Below are 16,512 nucleotides of genomic sequence, written 5' to 3'. Positions count from 1 at the left end.
TACGGCAGTAGGACCGCTATAGTGTAAGCTCAATGGCAAGAAATCTGCCTGAGAACTTGGAGGGCGCCATGGGTACCAACGAAAGGGCTGCAGAGGGCTCGGCTTCGATTCGCCCCGCGTTTGCGGAGGGCTGCTTGCTCGCCGTTGACGTGGGAAACACCGTCACCAAGTTCGGCGTGTTTGTCGAGGACCAGCTGATGGGCACGTGGGAGATCACCACGCCCGATTCGTGCACGGCCGATGAGGCATGGGCGCATGCCGCCCGCGCTATCGACATGCTGGACGCGCCGGAGCCCGGCTATGCGATTCTGTCTTGTGTGGTTCCCAGTTTGGCCAATGTGTGGCGAACGGCGCTGGAAAAGCTGTGCGGTACGCGGCCTTATGTGGTGGGCCCCGGGCTCAAGACTGGCATTCGCATGCGCTACGACGATCCGTCCGAGGTTGGCTCGGACCGCGTGGCCGATGCCGTGGCGGCGCGCGAGGCGTACGGGGTGCCCGTCGTGGTGGTCGATTTGGGGACCACCACGAATATCGAGGTCGTGGACGAGGACGGGGCGTTCGCGGGCGGCATCATCGCCCCCGGCGTGGCCTTGGGCGCTCGCTCGCTCACGGCCGCCGCGGCGCGCCTGCCCATGATCGAGCTGCGCGCGCCTGAGCGGGTGATTGGCCGCAGCACCCGTGCCGCCATGCAGTCCGGCGTGGTGCTGGGCGAGGCGGCGCGCATCGACGGCCTGCTCGACGCCGTGATGGGCGAGCTCGGCTGTGACGCCCCCGCGGTGATGACGGGCGACGGCGCCACGCAGGTGGCGGCCCTCATCGAGCACGAGGCCGTCGTCGACGAGACCCTCACCCTGCGTGGGCTCCATCTGATCTGGCGGGCGAACCGCGGTTCGCGCGCCCGTTAGTCGCCTCCGCCACGTCTGTTGGCAGCCTTTGTCGCGCATCGTATGACACACAGGTTAAATCGTTTGACCACCTTCGCGCGCCCGCGTGCCGCGCGCGATAATCTCCCCAACGAACGTGTCCATGCGGCGTGCCGCGCGATCTGATAGGAGCCCTCCATGGCCATGCATTTCAAGCGCCTGCTTCCCATCCCCAAGGAGATCCGCGAGGAGATGCCCCTGCGTGCCGACCTCGTCGACGCCAAGGCCTCCTTCGACGCCGAGGTCGCCGCCATCTTCCGCGGGGAGGATAGCCGCCGCGTGCTCATCATCGGTCCGTGCTCGGCCGACCGCGAGGACTCCGTGCTCGAGTACATGACGCGCCTCGCCGGGCTGCAGGAGCGCGTGCGCGAGCGCCTGCTCATCATCCCGCGCGTCTACACCAACAAGCCGCGCACCAAGGGCACCGGCTACAAGGGCCTGCTCCACAACCCCGACCCGGAGGCTGGCGACGACCTGCTCGAGGGAGTCAAGGCCATCCGCCGCATGCACCTGCGCGTGATTGAGGAGACGGGCTTTTTCACCGCCGACGAGATGCTCTACCCGAGCAATTTCCAGTACCTCATCGATCTGCTTTCTTACGTCGCCGTGGGCGCGCGCTCCGTTGAGAACCAGGAGCATCGTCTGGTTGCGTCGGGCATCTCGGTGCCCGTGGGCATGAAGAACCCCACCGCCGGCTCCACGAGCGTCATGCTCAACTCCATCTACGCCGCCCAGGCTGAGCAGGGCTTCATCTTCCGCAACTGGGAGGTCGAGACCCCGGGTAACCCGCTCACCCATGCCGTGCTGCGCGGCTACATCGGGCTGGACGGCCGCACCTACCCCAACTACCACTACGAGCACCTCGAGCGCCTCGCCGAGCGCTACACGGCAGAGGCCGGTTACGCTAATCCCGGCGTGGTGGTCGACTGCAATCACGACAACTCCGGCAAGCGCCCGCTCGAGCAGCTGCGCATCGCCAAGGAGGTGCTCGACTCCTGCCGCCGCAACGAAGCGATCGACGGGATCGTGCGCGGCTTCATGGTGGAGAGCTACCTGGAGGACGGCAACCAGCCCGTCGACGGCGGCGTGTACGGCAAGTCGATCACCGACCCGTGCATCGGTTGGGAGAAGACCGAGCGTTTCGTGCTGGAGGTTGCCGACCGCGCGTAACGTCACTCGTCCGCATGCGGCGCTGCTGCACACGTTGGGCTGCCGTGTGCGCGGGGCGGCTGTTAGAATGGCGGCAGAGGTTCGGCCACGTGGGATGGCCGGGTTGTCGGAATTCGTCCTAACGGCGTATCTTTCTCCCATGGATGCGCACATGGGGGCAGGTCGCATGATTGCGAGGCGCATATGAACGAGCTTGATCGTCGCGATGCGAGCCGCGACCGCACGCGCGAGTTGGACGCGCATGAGTGTGTCGAGGTCGAAGAAGATCTTGGCGAGGGATATCCCTTCGGCGGGGGTCGGGCCGCGATGTCCCCGGACCCCGATGCCTCTTTGGGCGCTGTGATGCTCCCGGGTGCCGGGATGTCCTGCCGCACGCGTTGGGTCATCACGGCGGGGCTCATCGTCGCCGTGCTCATCTCCTGGCTCGTCCTTTTGCCGCATTTCTCGTCGCCGGAGGCGCACGCGGACGTGATCGCAACCATTGATGAGAAGATCGACAATGTGCTCACGCTCACGGCGGGATCGGCAGGCGCCTCGGCCCTCATCTCCGCCATCCCCGGCGACGCGGGCTCGCCTATCGCCGACAAGCTCATGGACCTCAGTACGGGGTTCCTTATCGTGCTCGCCGCCCTCTTCCTCGAGAAATACCTCATCACCATTTTCAGCGCGGCGGCGCTGGGGCTCGCGTTTCCCATCGCGGCACTGCTCGGCATCGTCGTGGTGTGGCAGTGGGGTAGGAGCCCTTGGGTGAAGATTTCCCTCGGCGTGAGCGCAAAGCTGGCGGTGCTCGGAGCCGTGCTGCTGTTGGCGATACCCACGAGCTCGTGGGTGACCAACCGCATCGACGCAACGTACCAGGCATCGATGCAAGAGTCGATTGAGTCTGCGGAGGTGCTGGCAGAGGGAGCGGCCGAGGCGGAGAAGAGCGATGATAAGCAAAACGAGGGTGGTATTCTGGGCTTCTTCCAAGACGCTATCGACACGGTGACGGGTGGCATTGCGAGTGCCGCCGAGGGCGCGCAGGAGTCGCTCAACCAGTTCATCGAGTCGCTGGCGGTTATGCTTGTGACCTCGTGCCTGATTCCGATTCTTGTGCTGCTGTTCTACTTTTGGATCGCCAAGATCTTGCTGGGAGTGAACATCGACATTCCCGCGACAGCCTCCGCGCTCAGCCCGCGCAAGGTACGTCGTCGCGCGTTCGGCGCGTTCAAGGGCGGGGACCGCGTATGACAAAACCTCAGAAAGGGGACAGACGCCAATCTGAGGTGAAGGGGCGCTGTATAGAGGCTCCGGCGCTTGTTGTCTTGTGTGAGGACGACGCGTGCCGCGATGAGGCGGAGACCCTTGCGGCGCATCTGGACGCATCGCTGGTCGACAAGCCCGAGCCCGGCGCTCTGCATCTCAGGGTCACGGGGGAGGGTCTTGTCCTTGCCCGCGACGGCATGGAGCTCAGACCGGATTTCGCGGAGCTGCTGCCCCGCGTCAAGCAGGGGGCCCTGCAACGGGAGATGCTGGTGAAGGCGGCGCGCGTCAAGGGCGTTGACCGTCCGCGCGCCGTGGACGCGACCGCCGGTTTGGGGGAGGACGGGTTCCTGCTCGCCGCCTCCGGGTTCGATGTGACTTTGTGCGAGGCGGACCCGGTGATCGCCGCGCTACTGGCGGATGCGCTCGAGCGCGCTGCCCTCGATCCCGCGTTCGCCTCCATCGTCGCGCGTATGCATTTAGTGGAGGGCGACAGCCGCGATGTACTGGCATCGTTTACCGCCGGCCCCGCAGGTGCGGATTCGGGCGCGCGACCCGATGTGGTTTATCTCGACCCCATGTTTCCCGGTCGCACGAAAAGCGCAGCGGTCAAGAAGAAGTTCCAGCTCATCCACGGCCTCGAGCGCCCGACGGACCCGTTGGATGAAGACGCCCTGCTGCGGGCCGCCCTGGCTGCCCACCCGCGCAAGATCGTCGTCAAACGCCCGATCAAAGGCCCGCATCTCGCGGGCGTCAAGCCCAGTCATTCCATCGCAGGCAAGGCCGTGCGCTACGACTGCATCGTCCCGCCCCGCTGACGGGCGGTGATGCCGAGCGACAGGGGCTCGAGGATAGTAGTGCCCGAGCGACAGGGGGCTCGAGGACGAGGGCCTTCAGGTGCAGCGTTTCGCCAATTGGCGGACGAGAGGAGATCTCCATGAAATACCTGCTTATTCGCGCCGATGATGTGGGCTATTCCTACGCCGTCGACCTGGGCATCGAGCGCAGTGTCCGCGAGGGCCTCGTGCGCTCGGTGGGCGTGATGCCGAACATGCCCGAGGCGCAGAGCGGCTGGGGCCTTATCGCCGACTGCGATATCGCGGTGGGTCAGCATACCAATGTCTGCCTGGGAAAGCCCTGCGCCGACCCGGCGCTCATCCCGAGCCTCCTTCAGACGAACGGGGAGTTCAAAAGCAGCCGTGAATACCGCGCCAAGTACAAGGAGGGCATCGATTTCGTCGACTTCGACGAGGCGGTCATCGAGATCGAGGCGCAGCTCGAGCGGTTCATCGAGATCGTCGGGCGCGAGCCGGAATATTTCGAGGCGCATGCGGTGCTCTCAGACAACCTCAACGCGGCCATCGCCCATGTTGCACGCGAGCATGGCTACAAGTGCCAGGTCCCCTCGTTCGACCCAGCCGCTGTGGTTACCTGCGGGGATACTCCCATGCGTATGGTCATGCGTTCCCAGATGCCGGGTTACGATCCCGCCGCCGCCATCCGCGAGACGGTCGAGGAGATGAAGGACAGCGAGACGGCCGTGTTCGTTTGCCATCCGGGGTATCTCGACCACTACATCCTCACGCACTCGTCGCTTACCGAGGATCGCACCAAGGAGGTCGATGCGTTGATCGACCCCGAGCTCCGTGCGTGGCTGGAGGGCCGGGACGATCTCGAGCTCATCGATTATCGCGACCTGTAGGGTTTCCTGCCCGGAAAGCGGCCCAGCCGGAGGGGACGAGTGCGAAAACGCGCTCGCCCCCTTTTTCGCGATGGGCGTAGAATTGCCTGTCGAAAGAGACGTGATACGAGGAGGGGTGAGGCGCAGATGACGGCGGGATTGGTACTTGAGGGCGGCGGCATGCGCGGCCTGTACACGGCTGGCGTCCTTGACGTCTTTATGGAGCACGGGATCGAGTTCGACCATGCGGTGGGTGTGTCGGCCGGCGCCGCGTTCGGCGTGAACATCAAGTCACGGCAGGTCGGTCGCGCAATCCGCTACAACAAGCGATTCTGCGCCGATCCACGTTACGCCAGCATGCGCAATTTGCTGCGCACGGGCGACCTCTATAGCGTCGATTTCGCCTATCGCACGGTTCCCATCGAGCTGGATCCCTTCGACACCGAGGCGCTGCGGGCGAACCCCATGCGGTTCACGGCGGTGTGCACGGACATCGTGACGGGGGAGGCCATCTACCATGACATCGAGCGCGGTGATGAGGAGGACCTCGACTGGATCCGCGCCTCGGCATCCGTGCCCATGCTGGCAAGTCCCGTCCGCCTCGACGGGCACATCCTGCTCGACGGTGGCATCGCGAACTCCATCCCCGCGATGTGGATGGTTCGCCACGGATACGACCGCAATGTGGCGATTCTCACGCAGCCGGCGGGTTTTCGCAAGGAGCCAAACGGCCTCATGCCCATCTTGCGTCTGACCTTGCGCAAGTACCCTAGGCTCATCGAGCTGCTGGCAAATCGCCACGAGCGTTACAACGCGCAGCTCGACGAGGTGGCTGAGCTCGAGCGCGAGGGGCACCTGTTCGTCATCCGCCCGAGCGAGTCGGTTCAGGTGCCGCTGGTGACGAAGGAGCCCGAGGAGCTCGAGCGCGTGTACCAGGTGGGCAGGCGCGACGGCGAAGCGCATCTTCCGGCGCTCGAGCGCTATCTTGCGTGAGGCGTGCGCGGGCGTGATGACGACCCCGAGTGCCGACGCTGGTATGAGGCGTGCACGGGCGAGATGGCGGGTCCGAACACCTGACGTTGCCGCAGGGCATGCATGGCCTGCGACGGTGAACCCGAACGCTGAAGTTCCGCGCGTGTGATGTCGAAATTGAAGCGCTACTATCGCGATTTTTTCGACATTACACGCGCGGTGCCGTCTTGGAGGGCTCCGGTGCTGACTTGGGTGCGCTGCCGTGCCGTTTCGGAGGGCGGCAGATCCGTTTTAGCCCTGCTTCGTCTCGGAGCGTCGGTGCCATCGCGGAGGGGGCAGTGCTTGTTCACAAACGGAGCGAATGCGGAACCTGTGTGTTACTAAATGTGCACGCGGGAATCAAGGCTGCGGCGCGTACACTGGTTCACGGCGGCATTCGAGGCTCAGATGGAGCGTGTCGCATGAGACGCCGGAAGGCGTGGAGATGGTGCCAGACATTTTTGAAAGACGTGAGTGGCACCGGGGCGATCAGCCCCCGATAGCGCGCCTGCGGGCGCAGAAGGAGGACGCAATGTCCGAGAACATCGAGAACGAGAACGAGATCATGGACGAAGCCACTGTGGCCGTCGAGGCCACCGAGGTTGCCGAGGTCGAGGAGGCCGTCGACGACGAGGCCGGGACCGCTGCCGCGGCCGAGGACGCCGACGCCGAGGAGGCCGTCGAGGAGCTCTCCCTCGACGACCAGCTGTTCGACAAGGTGCAGAAGGCCGCTCGCCTGCTGCGCAACCGTAAGTTCGCCATGGGCCGTGAGGCTGAGGCCGACGCCGCCCGCGCCAGCGAGCTGATGCGCGCCCTCAAGCTCCTTGAGCTCAAGCCCCAGATGGAGCAGAAGGAGATGTCCGACCTGCTGGGCATGCGTCTGCGTGAGCTCGACGGCATTCTGCGCGAGGCCGAGGAGGCCGGTGCTGTGACCCGCGTCATGCCCGAGGAAGAGGACATGCGCGCTATCCTCGTCTCCGCGAATGAGAACGCCGAGGAGATTGCCGCTTCTCTGGGCGGCAAGCGCAAGAAACTCATCCCCCAGCTCTCTCAGCTTGACGCTGAGGACATCGTGGCCCTCATGGACAAGCTCATCGGCCCGCTCACCGAGATGGGTCTGGACAACGATGACCGCGGTGGCCGTGGCGGTTTTGGTGCTCGCGGTGGCGACCGTGGTCCCCGCAAGGACTTCGGCGGCCGCGGCGGTGACCGTGGCGGTCGCGGTGGCTTCGGCGGCCGTGGTGGCGACCGTGGTCCCCGCAAGGACTTTGGCGATCGCGGCCCTCGTCGCGACTTCGGTGACCGCGGTGGCCGTGGTGGTCGTGACGACCGCGGTGGCCGCGGCGGCTTCGGCGATCGCGACCGCGATCGCAAGTTCAACGATCGCAACGCCCGCGGTGGGTACGGCGACCGTGGCGGCCGCGGTGGGTACGGTTCTCGTGACGACCGTGGTGGCCGTGGTGGCTACGGTGATCGTCGCGGTGGTAGCCGCTACTAATCGCATCGGCCCGCATAGCCGCTTGTCTGACGGCAGAGTGGGCACAGTGTGAGATGCTTGCATGAAAACGCTCCGATCCGATTCTTCGGATCGGAGCGTTTTTCATATCGACAGGGGCCGCCGCCGTGCAGAGGTATAAGCGCGACGCATTGTTCACTCGGAGCATCACTGCTCGCCGTGCGTTCCTCGCGCGCCGTCAAGCGCACGCTGCGCACCCAACTCTACGAGAAGCTCCTGCGCCTTGGGGCGACGTACCGGCAGACCGCGGCGACCTCCGAGGTCGTGCAAGTCGCCGTTGAAGGCGTGGAGCAGCTCGAGACTTATTTCGCGGCGTACCTACTCCAGCTGTTCTACGCGATGCTCGCTCCACTCACGCTTTTCGCGGTCCTTTCCACCGCGAGCCTGCGCGCGGCACTTGTCCTACTCGTGTGCGTGCCGCTTATCCCCGTGTCGATTGCTGCGGTGCAGACGTGGGCGAAAAAACTGTTGAGCAGGTATTGGGGCCAGTACACCGAGCTGGGCGATACGTTTTTGGAGAACAAGGCGGGCTGGCACCACCATCTGCCCAATGCCGAGGAGTATGCCCAATGAACTTGAGACGATGCGCGTATGCGACGTGTGGGTGCCTTGCTCTGGCTCTGGGCGCCGTCGGCGCTGTGCTTCCCCTGTTGCCGGCGTTTCCATTTCTACTGTTGGTGGCGTTTTGCTTCGCTCGGGCTTCGGAACGCCTCGGCCAGTGGTTTTTGGGGGCCAAGCTGTACAAGGAGAATCTTGAGGGCCACGTGTCGGGTCAAGGCATGACGCGCGCGGCGAAGGTGCGCCTCATGGCGGTGGTGACGGTGCTGATGTCGATTGGCTTTGCCCTGATGCATCAGGTGCCCGTCGGGCGCATCATCCTCGTGTGCGTTTGGGTGTTCCACCTCGCCTATTTCACGCTCGGCGTGAAGGAGCGCCGCGCATAGGGCAGCGCTTCATCCGGAGTGGGGGCGAGCCCTGTTGGATTGCCGGGCTGCGCGGGCGCCGCGCCTCGCGCCCTGCGTGGCACCGATGCCGTGCGGGGCGTTGCTTTCGTTTAAATTGAACTAATTGAACTTAGAATTGAACTCATATGGTAAACTCCCAGAAATTGAACTATAAGTTCAATGGATATGTTGGGAGTGCCGATGGCTGAGAAAAAGCGCATATCTGTCGATTCGCCTGCCACGGCGAAATCGTTCGCGCAGCACTTGCGTGAGGGCATGGACCGTCGAGGGCTCAAGCAGGCCGACTTGATTCGGATGGCGAGCCAGCGAGGGGCCAAGCTCGGAAAGAGCCAAGTGAGCCAGTACGTGAGCGGCAAAACCTTGCCGCGCCGCGCGGTTGTGCAGCTGCTGTCCGATATTTTGGAAATTGAACCTAGCTTCCTGATGGGGGAGGGCACGCCCGCTGTGAGCGCCGTGAGCGCTGCGTCGTCCGCCGCTGCGGCGACAGAGTCCGCTGCAGAGCTGACCGGGCTTGACGCAGAGCCGATGGGATCCTTCCCGACCGTCATCCCGGCAGGTTCTTCCGCAATCTCCATTCCCGATCCCCCCGGGCGAGCCGAGGCGCGGCCTGCCGCCGCTCCCGAGCCCCGCATCCACATGAGCCGCCTCGACAAGAACACCAACTCCGTCAACTCGGCCAGCTCGCACCCCGAAGGGATTATCATGTCCGACGCCATCCGCACCTTCAGCAAGTCTTCCAAGCTCGACAACGTTCTCTATGATGTTCGCGGTCCCGTGGTCGACGAGGCCGCGCGTCTCGAATCCGAGGGCGCTCACATTCTCAAGCTCAACATTGGCAACCCTGCACCGTTTGGCTTTCGCACTCCTGTCGAGGTCATCCAGGATATGCGCGAACAGCTTCCCGACTGCGAGGGCTACTCCGACAGCCGCGGTTTGTTCTCCGCACGCAAAGCGATTATGCAGTACGCGCAGCTCAAGGGCCTGCCCAACGTGAGCATGGACGGCATTTACACGGGCAATGGCGTGTCCGAGCTCATCAACCTGTGCATGCAGGCCCTGCTCGACACCGGCGACGAGATCCTCATCCCCGCGCCCGACTATCCGCTGTGGACCGCCTGTGCCACGCTCGCGGGCGGCACGCCGGTCCATTATCTCTGCGACGAGCAGGCAGACTGGAACCCCGACCTCGCCGACATGGAGTTCAAGATCACGCCGCGTACCAAGGCGCTCGTCATCATCAACCCCAACAACCCCACGGGTGCGGTCTATTCCAAGGACGTCCTCGAGGGGATCGTCGAGATCGCACGCAGGCACCAGCTCATGATCTTCGCCGATGAGATCTACGATCGCCTGTGCATGGACGACGCCGAGCACGTTTCCATTGCGAGCCTGGCGCCCGACCTGTTCTGCGTCACGTTCTCTGGGCTGTCCAAGAGCCACATGATCGCCGGCTACCGCATCGGGTGGATGGTCGTGTCGGGCAACAAGCGCCTCGGCAGCGACTTCATGCTCGGCGTGAACATGCTCTCTAACATGCGCCTGTGTTCCAATGTGCCGGCGCAGTCCATCGTGCAAACCGCGCTGGGCGGGCACCAGTCTGTCAAGGATTACGTGGCGCCCGGCGGCCGCGTGTACGAGCAGCGCAACTACGTGTACGAGGCGCTGAACGCGATCGACGGCATTACGGCGGTCAAGCCCAAGGCGGCGTTCTACATCTTCCCGAAGATGGACGTGAAGAAGTTCAACATTCACGACGACGAGCAGTTCGCCCTCGACCTGCTGCACCAGAAGGGCATTCTCATCACCCGCGGCGGCGGCTTCAACTGGCCCGAGCCTGATCACTTCCGCATCGTGTATCTCCCGCGCATGGGTGTGCTGCGCGAGGCGATGGAAGATCTGGCTGAGTTCTTTGAGACCTATCGCCAGGCGTAGGGGCGCTGGCGGCCTCCTTGAAGCATGTCGCTGTGGTAACGGGTGTTGGTTGCCGAGGCGGGCGTCGTCGGGATATGGCATCGACTGCCCATGAGGGCATTGGCCATGTTCGCCGGCGGCGGCATCCATAGCGCAAGGAAGCTTGAGGGTCATGGTGCAAGGAGAGCTTTAGGGTATTTGAATTGCGGCTCCGGCTGTGTTTGCGGGTGTGCCGCTCGGTAAGGCCTGAGCCGCGGGACAAGGGGACATCAGATGAAAATCACCGTGGTCGCGGTGGGTAAGCTCAAGGAGCGATTCTGGGCGGACGCCTGCGCGGAGTACGTAAAGCGCCTGGGTGCGTATGCGACCGTCAAGATGGTCGAGGTCGCGGATCGCGACCCGGCGAAGTCCGGCGGCGAGGAGGCGGGCCGAGAGTTCGAGGGCAAGGGCATCCTGGCAGCGATCCCCGAGCGCTCACATGTGGTGCTGCTCGATATCGGGGGCAAGGAGCGTTCGAGCGAGGAGATCGCGGCGCATCTGGACGACCTCATGCTGCGAGGGGAGAGCTCGATCACGTTCGTGATTGGCGGGTCGTGCGGGGTCTCGCCCGAGGTGCGCGCTCGCGCCGACGAGCGGCTCTCGTTCGGGCGTATCACGTTGCCGCACAACTTGGCGCGCGTGGTGCTGCTTGAGCAGGTGTACCGCGCCTTCAAGATCATGCGCGGCGAGCCGTACCACAAGTAGCGCTCGTCGATGCGGTGCTCTCAAACGACGGTGCCCGCACGCAGCAACGCTCGCATGTGGCGTCGGCCGCAAACGGTAGTGCCTGTGAGCGGCTGCGGCTGCAAACGGCTGCGCCCGCACACGGCTGCGCCCGCACACGGCGGTGCCCGCACACGGCGGTGCCCGCACAAGGCTGCGTCTGCATGCGGCGGCGCCCACATAAAGCGGCGTCCGTGTGTGCAGCCCTAAAGAAAAAGCGCCGGCCTCCAAGGAGGCCGGCGCTTGCCGTATACGCTGTGCGCGAGGCTAAACCGGGGAATTAGCCGAAGTAGCGCTGGAGCAGGCCGGCGAAGGCCTTGCCGTGACGGGCCTCGTCGCGAGCCATCTCGTGCACGGTGTCGTGGATGGCGTCCAGGCCGGCGGCCTTGGCGCGCTTGGCCAGATCGAACTTGCCGGCGGTGGCGCCGTTCTCGGCCTCAACGCGCATCTCGAGGTTCTTCTTGGTGGAGGTGGTCACGACCTCGCCCAGGAGCTCGGCGAACTTGGAAGCGTGCTCGGCCTCCTCGTAAGCAGCCTTCTCCCAGTAGAGACCGATCTCCGGGTAGCCCTCGCGGTGGGCAACGCGGGCCATGGCCAGGTACATACCGACCTCAGAGCACTCGCCCTCGAAGTTGGCGCGCAGGTCGGCGATGATGTCCTCGGAGACGCCCTCCTCGTGAGCAACGCCCACGATGTGCTCGGCGGCCCAGGTCATTTTGCCCTCCTCGACCTTGGTGAAGCGGTCACCGGAGACGCCGCACTGGGGGCACTTGAAATCGGCGGGCAGCTCCTCGCCGTCGAACTCCTCAACGTAACCGCAAACGGGGCAAACGAACTTCATGTTTGTTCTCCTTTGAACACAGGCGATTGCGCGGGCGAACCCTTGAGTAGGCTCGCGCTTGGACAACTGCATTATGTCACACTCCCGGACTCATATGAGCCTAAAACGAAAACATATTAGGATTCATTCTCGAATAGTTCACAAATGAACGAACGTGCAGTTCAAGGCCTTGCGACGATGGCTATGGAATGGCGATCGACGTGTTGACGGGGCAGATGGGGCGTCCAGGCAGCTCGTACGGGCAGGTCAAGCGCTGATTGTGCCCCTGCTTTTGTCTTGGCGCTCAGGGAGGGGTGGCGGCGGGTGGTTCTGCAGCGGCAACGTGGCGCGCGAAAAAGCGCTCAATCCCTCAGAAAGGGGGTCACAAAATATGCGTTTCCGAGAAACTGGTCAAAATACCCTGATTGTGCGCTGAAAGCGGAATCAAAACACTCGTGCATATTTTCTCGCGCAGAGCAATCCTGGGGTTTTGTCGATGGCGGCTGGAAGCAATGGGTGCCACGACGCGTGGTTGGCGGAATCGGTTTGGCCAATCCTGGGCAAACGTGACTGCGCCACTGATTGCTCGGCGCACAATCGGGGTATTTTGACCACACTGAGCAAAACGTATCGGGCCGAGGGGGCGACGGTCATGAGCGTATGCATTTTTGGAGAGTCAGCGCTCGAATTTATGCGATCGAGCGGGCGATTAGCGCCGGAGTTTTTGGATAGGCCGCGCACGCAAAAGCTGGATGGCTGCGGCATATCGCCAAAAGCGATGTTTGCGGACGACATGGAGCGTTTGGGTGTGAAAACGCGCCCCGTGCATATCCTGGTGTCCAAAGAGTCGGGCGCCCGTAGCCGCGACGACATCGTGTGCCACCGCAGCGCGGCGGAGTTGCCACCTCGTTCGCTTATCTACGTGAATAGGGATGTTTTAGTGACGAGCCCGGCTCTGACATTTCTGCATCTTGCAACAGTGGACCTGCACAAGAAGCGGCAGCGCACCGTCGAGGAGCTGGCGATGATCGGCCTCGAGCTGTGCGGAACCTACCTCCTTGATGACTCATGGGATGGTCTTACCAACACGGCGAAGCCTCTGACTTCCGTCGAGCAGATCACCCGCGTGTTGGATGCGATGCCCGGAGCGCCGGGGGTCGTCCGGGCCCGTGAGGCGCTTGTGCTGGTCGGTGACGGCTCCAACTCGCCCATGGAATCCGTTCTTTGCGCATTGCTTACCTGGCCGCGGCGACTCGGTGGCTATGCCCTCGGGCCTGTCTCGCTCAACCATCGCGTCTCAACTGCCGACGGGGACCGCTATGTGGACGTTGCATTCCCCGGTCATAAGGTCGGTCTCGAGTACAAGGGCCGCAAGTTCCATGCAATCGAGCAGGCCGGTCGCGATGACCGCAGGCAGAATAAGCTGGTCGGCTCAGGTTGGACCATATTGAACGTGTGGTACGAGGACATTGTCCAAGAGCATCTGTACAATCAGCTCGTCGCGGACGTTGCACGTGCGATGGGCATTCGGCTGAGAATCCGCAGTGGCAGTTTCGATGCTCGTCGCAATGTACTGCGCATGCAGCTCATCCCCGCATTCAAACGGTACGCTGCGGCGTTGGCACGGTAGCTGGCCAAAATACAAGAACGCCGCCAATCGCGAGCTCGCGAAGGGCGGCGCGGGGTGAGGCCCGTGCGTGGGCATGGGGCCTGTCTCCAGCGGGTCATCGGGGCGAAAAGCCGCCGCAAGACGAGGCCCGAGCCCGGTTACAGGATTTGCACCTGGCAGCACGCCATGGTGGCGATCGCGGCGTCGTGCGCGGCGGGGGTGACGCCGGCACAGAGGGCGGGGTTCACGATGAGCGGCACCTCCGGCAGGTGCGCCTTGATGGTGAGGGCGTTGCTGACCACGCAGATGTCGGTGCACAGGCCGCAGAGTTCGATGGAGTCGATGGGCGCGGCGTTGTTTTGCGCGACGAGCCAGCGGGCGAGGTCGAGCGAGCCGAACGAGGGCTTGTCGAAGACCGGGGCATCGAGCAACCTTTGGAGCTCATCGAGCGCGGGTGCGAGCTCCCAGCCCTGAGTGCCCTTGATGCAGTGGGGAACGGGCAGGTTGCGTCCCTCCTGCGTGGCGGCGTAGTTGGGGCCATGCGTATCGCGGGTGAAGACGACGCAGCCCTCGAATGCGCGGGCGCGCTCAACGACGGCCTCGACGATTGCCTGCGCCTCGGGGGTGCCGAGCGCCCCGTCGATGAAGTCGTTTTGCATGTCGATGACGATGAGGTAGGAGTTGGGCATGGTGGGGCTCCTTTGCTTGAGAGGCTTTTGGGCTGAGGGCGCCTCGACGCGGGGGGGCGCGGTTGGCGTGTCGTGACGGTTCATGCCCAATTGTACGTGAGCGCAGCTTTTCGTGAGCGCCGTGTCGGCGGTCCGTCCTTTGAAGAACGCCTGTTCGATCGATACAATACAGCGATCGAACAGGCGTTCTTAAAGGTGGCGGTCATGGGCGCGATTCTCGAATACGACAACTCCTCCATCGAGTCGATCCTCGCGTACGCAAAGCAGCTTGAGGGCCATACGCTGAGGGAGGAGTGTCCGGGCCTGGAGCACGTCGACGACCCGCATCGGCGGCGCGGGTCATTTGGCAACGCCGTCGAGCAGTATTTCTTCCACTACGAGATCAACAGCGACCCGAATGCCGATTTCGCCGAGGTTAGTACGGAGCTCAAGACCACGCCCCTCAAGCAGCTAAAAGATGGCAGCCTTTCGGCAAAAGAGCGCCTGGTCATCAGCATGATCAACTACATGAGTGTCGTTGACGAGACATGGGAGACCAGCTCGCTGCAAAAGAAGCTGCAGAGGATCCTGCTGATCGCCTACCAGTACGACAAAGAGCTGAACCCTGTGGATTACCTCGTGAGGCTGGTCGAGTTGTGGGGCATCCCCGAAGAGGACGTGCCCACGTTCAAAAAGGACTGGGACACCGTCGTCAGCAAGATCCGCCGGGGAAAGGCCCACGAACTGTCGGGATCTGACACGCTGTATCTCGAGGCGGCGACAAAAGCGGCCAATGCATCGAAGCGCACCGAGCAACCGTACTCGAGCGTGCCCGCAAAACCTCGCGCATGGGCGATCAAGCCCTCATATATGACGACGGCGCTCAACGGGATGATCGAGGTGCAGGCGATTCGCAGGGATGGCAAGGACCGCGGGCTCGACCTGCTGTCATTGGTGCGCAGGCGTTTCGAACCGTACATCGGCCTCACGGAAGACGAGCTTGCACAGGTGTGCGGTTATTCGTGGGAGGGTTCGCGCAAGCCCAAGAATCTCTGCGCGCTCATCACGAAGCACATTCTGGGCGTGGACGAAGACTCGCGCATCGCAGAGTTTGAGAAGGCGGGCGTGAAGGCCAAGACGATGCGCATCAAGCGCAACGGCGTGCTCAAGGAATCCATATCGTTCCCGACGTTTGATTACTGCAATCTGGTGGCGTGCGAGTTCGACTCGAGCGACTTTCGGAGCTATCTGGCTCAAAAGTACCTCTTTGTCGTGTATCGCGAGGACGAGCGCGAGAAGGGCGTCTTCAGGCTTGCCGAGGTCATGTTCTGGCAGATGCCCGACGCCGACCTGCTCGAGGCCAGGCGTTGTTATGAGGAGATGCGGCGTCGGGTGAGGGAGGGCCACGCTGAGCGCTCCGTGCGATCGACCGAGAATCGCTGCTGCCACGTGCGCCCGCACGGCAGGAACAAGGCGGATGTGCTACCGACGCCTTATGGATCGTTCGAGACAAAGAAATGCTTTTGGCTCAATGCGAGCTATATCGGCGCGGAGATCGATAGAGTAAAGCGGGATTTGCGCGCCCCGACCAACGAGGCGCTGGAGGAAAGGCTGGAACAGGGCAGGATGAGTGGAAGCGTGATTCGGGTTGCAGAGCTATTCGCGGGCGTCGGGGGCTTTCGCTTGGGCCTTGAGGGCTATAGCAACGAGGATCGCCCCGAGTTCTCCATGCCCGCTGCCGGCCCGTTCGTGACCGTCTGGGCAAACCAGTGGGAGCCGCAGGGCGCGCCGACGCGTCAGTTCGCGGCGCGTTGCTACGAGGAGCGCTTCGGCTACGGTTCCGTGGTCAACGAGGACATCCATGTGGTGCTGGACGCGTATGAGGCGGGCAAGATCGACATCCCGGACGTGGACATGGTCGTGGGGGGATTTCCCTGCCAGGACTACTCCGTGGCAAAACCCCTGTCGCAAGCCAGCGGCATCGAGGGCAAGAAGGGCGTGCTCTGGTGGGAGATCTACCGCTTCTTGCGTCTGAAGAACACGCCCCGCTACGTGCTTCTGGAAAACGTCGACCGCCTGCTCAAGAGCCCTGCCTCGCAGCGCGGGAGGGACTTCGCGATCATCCTTTCGTGCTTCGCGTCGCTGGGGTACGCGGTCGAGTGGCGCGTCGTGAACGCGGCGGACTATGGATTCCCGCAGAAGCGGCGCCGCGTATACATCTATGCAGAGAGAAC

Annotated in this window: 14 protein-coding genes and 1 pseudogene; 13 read left to right on the top strand and 2 right to left on the bottom strand. The window is 63.5% G+C overall.

Features of this window, described 5'->3' with window-relative positions; all coding sequences use genetic code 11:
• Window positions 1-68: 68 nt before the first annotated feature.
• The 11 genes from LK434_RS05595 to rlmH all read left to right on the top strand — a co-directional run bounded on the left by LK434_RS05595 (window position 69) and on the right by rlmH (window position 11,163).
• A complete protein-coding gene (locus tag LK434_RS05595; RefSeq protein WP_227917657.1) occupies window positions 69-905 on the top strand; it encodes a type III pantothenate kinase in 837 nt (278 codons plus the stop codon).
• 156 nt (window positions 906-1,061) lie between these two features.
• The gene (locus LK434_RS05590) at window positions 1,062-2,093 is read left to right on the top strand and encodes a 3-deoxy-7-phosphoheptulonate synthase (RefSeq protein WP_006720199.1); all 1,032 of its coding nucleotides are present in this window, start codon (window positions 1,062-1,064) and stop codon (window positions 2,091-2,093) included.
• Window positions 2,094-2,276: 183 nt separating this feature from the next.
• Entirely contained in the window at window positions 2,277-3,323 is a 1,047-nt protein-coding gene (locus LK434_RS05585; RefSeq protein WP_006720201.1) for a hypothetical protein, read from the top strand.
• On the top strand, window positions 3,320-4,153 hold the full coding sequence (locus LK434_RS05580) for a class I SAM-dependent methyltransferase (RefSeq protein ID WP_006720202.1): 834 nt from the start codon (window positions 3,320-3,322) through the stop codon (window positions 4,151-4,153). Before LK434_RS05585 ends, LK434_RS05580 begins: the two co-directional genes overlap by 4 nt.
• Window positions 4,154-4,272: 119 nt before the next feature.
• Entirely contained in the window at window positions 4,273-5,037 is a 765-nt protein-coding gene (locus tag LK434_RS05575; protein WP_006720203.1) for a ChbG/HpnK family deacetylase, read from the top strand.
• Between the two features lie 126 nt (window positions 5,038-5,163).
• Window positions 5,164-6,009, top strand: coding sequence for a patatin-like phospholipase family protein (locus tag LK434_RS05570; RefSeq protein ID WP_006720204.1), 846 nt, complete (start codon window positions 5,164-5,166; stop codon window positions 6,007-6,009).
• A gap of 550 nt (window positions 6,010-6,559) precedes the next feature.
• Window positions 6,560-7,525, top strand: a complete 966-nt coding sequence (locus LK434_RS05565; protein ID WP_040360523.1) for a helix-turn-helix domain-containing protein — start codon at window positions 6,560-6,562, stop codon at window positions 7,523-7,525.
• A 48-nt stretch (window positions 7,526-7,573) separates the two neighbouring features.
• Window positions 7,574-8,116 carry an ABC transporter transmembrane domain-containing protein gene (locus tag LK434_RS05560; RefSeq protein WP_083784182.1) on the top strand — a complete coding sequence of 181 codons (543 nt, stop codon included), beginning with the start codon at window positions 7,574-7,576 and terminating at the stop codon, window positions 8,114-8,116.
• Window positions 8,113-8,487: a YbaN family protein gene (locus tag LK434_RS05555; protein ID WP_006720207.1), complete on the top strand. Its 375-nt coding sequence runs from the start codon at window positions 8,113-8,115 to the stop codon at window positions 8,485-8,487. The genes LK434_RS05560 and LK434_RS05555 overlap by 4 nt, the downstream gene beginning before the upstream one ends.
• A gap of 201 nt (window positions 8,488-8,688) precedes the next feature.
• Complete coding sequence (locus tag LK434_RS05550) at window positions 8,689-10,440, top strand: aminotransferase class I/II-fold pyridoxal phosphate-dependent enzyme (RefSeq protein WP_148334462.1); 1,752 nt, start codon at window positions 8,689-8,691, stop codon at window positions 10,438-10,440.
• Window positions 10,441-10,692: 252 nt separating this feature from the next.
• Window positions 10,693-11,163 carry a 23S rRNA (pseudouridine(1915)-N(3))-methyltransferase RlmH gene (gene rlmH, locus LK434_RS05545; protein ID WP_006720210.1) on the top strand — a complete coding sequence of 157 codons (471 nt, stop codon included), beginning with the start codon at window positions 10,693-10,695 and terminating at the stop codon, window positions 11,161-11,163.
• 298 nt (window positions 11,164-11,461) lie between these two features.
• Here rlmH and LK434_RS05540 read toward each other — a convergent pair whose 3' ends face one another.
• Window positions 11,462-12,022, bottom strand: a complete 561-nt coding sequence (locus LK434_RS05540; RefSeq protein ID WP_040360524.1) for a ferritin family protein — start codon at window positions 12,020-12,022, stop codon at window positions 11,462-11,464.
• Window positions 12,023-12,653: 631 nt separating this feature from the next.
• Here LK434_RS05540 and LK434_RS05535 point away from each other — a divergent pair.
• Window positions 12,654-13,631, top strand: coding sequence for a hypothetical protein (locus LK434_RS05535; protein ID WP_227917656.1), 978 nt, complete (start codon window positions 12,654-12,656; stop codon window positions 13,629-13,631).
• 137 nt (window positions 13,632-13,768) lie between these two features.
• On the opposite strand, the gene LK434_RS05530 is transcribed toward LK434_RS05535, so the two are convergent.
• Window positions 13,769-14,299 (bottom strand): cysteine hydrolase family protein, encoded by a 531-nt coding sequence (locus LK434_RS05530; RefSeq protein WP_040360525.1) that lies wholly within the window; start codon window positions 14,297-14,299, stop codon window positions 13,769-13,771.
• Window positions 14,300-14,503: 204 nt separating this feature from the next.
• Between LK434_RS05530 and LK434_RS05525 the strand changes: the two are divergent.
• Window positions 14,504-16,486, top strand: a pseudogene (locus LK434_RS05525) (Sau3AI family type II restriction endonuclease); the annotation flags it as partial.
• Window positions 16,487-16,512 lie beyond the last annotated feature (26 nt).

The organism is Collinsella stercoris DSM 13279 (assembly GCF_020735465.1).
Classification (GTDB): domain Bacteria; phylum Actinomycetota; class Coriobacteriia; order Coriobacteriales; family Coriobacteriaceae; genus Collinsella; species Collinsella stercoris.
This window is presented reverse-complemented; position numbering and strand designations above follow the sequence as displayed.

Bases quoted from the DNA above. Each gene is read 5' to 3' on its own strand.
- LK434_RS05595 (WP_227917657.1), top strand. From the start codon at position 69: ATGGGTACCAACGAAAGGGCTGCAGAGGGCTCGGCTTCGATTCGCCCC.
- LK434_RS05590 (WP_006720199.1), top strand. From the start codon at position 1,062: ATGGCCATGCATTTCAAGCGCCTGCTTCCCATCCCCAAGGAGATCCGC.
- LK434_RS05585 (WP_006720201.1), top strand. From the start codon at position 2,277: ATGAACGAGCTTGATCGTCGCGATGCGAGCCGCGACCGCACGCGCGAG.
- LK434_RS05580 (WP_006720202.1), top strand. From the start codon at position 3,320: ATGACAAAACCTCAGAAAGGGGACAGACGCCAATCTGAGGTGAAGGGG.
- LK434_RS05575 (WP_006720203.1), top strand. From the start codon at position 4,273: ATGAAATACCTGCTTATTCGCGCCGATGATGTGGGCTATTCCTACGCC.
- LK434_RS05570 (WP_006720204.1), top strand. From the start codon at position 5,164: ATGACGGCGGGATTGGTACTTGAGGGCGGCGGCATGCGCGGCCTGTAC.
- LK434_RS05565 (WP_040360523.1), top strand. From the start codon at position 6,560: ATGTCCGAGAACATCGAGAACGAGAACGAGATCATGGACGAAGCCACT.
- LK434_RS05555 (WP_006720207.1), top strand. From the start codon at position 8,113: ATGAACTTGAGACGATGCGCGTATGCGACGTGTGGGTGCCTTGCTCTG.
- LK434_RS05550 (WP_148334462.1), top strand. From the start codon at position 8,689: ATGGCTGAGAAAAAGCGCATATCTGTCGATTCGCCTGCCACGGCGAAA.
- rlmH (WP_006720210.1), top strand. From the start codon at position 10,693: ATGAAAATCACCGTGGTCGCGGTGGGTAAGCTCAAGGAGCGATTCTGG.
- LK434_RS05540 (WP_040360524.1), bottom strand. From the start codon at position 12,022: ATGAAGTTCGTTTGCCCCGTTTGCGGTTACGTTGAGGAGTTCGACGGC.
- LK434_RS05535 (WP_227917656.1), top strand. From the start codon at position 12,654: ATGAGCGTATGCATTTTTGGAGAGTCAGCGCTCGAATTTATGCGATCG.
- LK434_RS05530 (WP_040360525.1), bottom strand. From the start codon at position 14,299: ATGCCCAACTCCTACCTCATCGTCATCGACATGCAAAACGACTTCATC.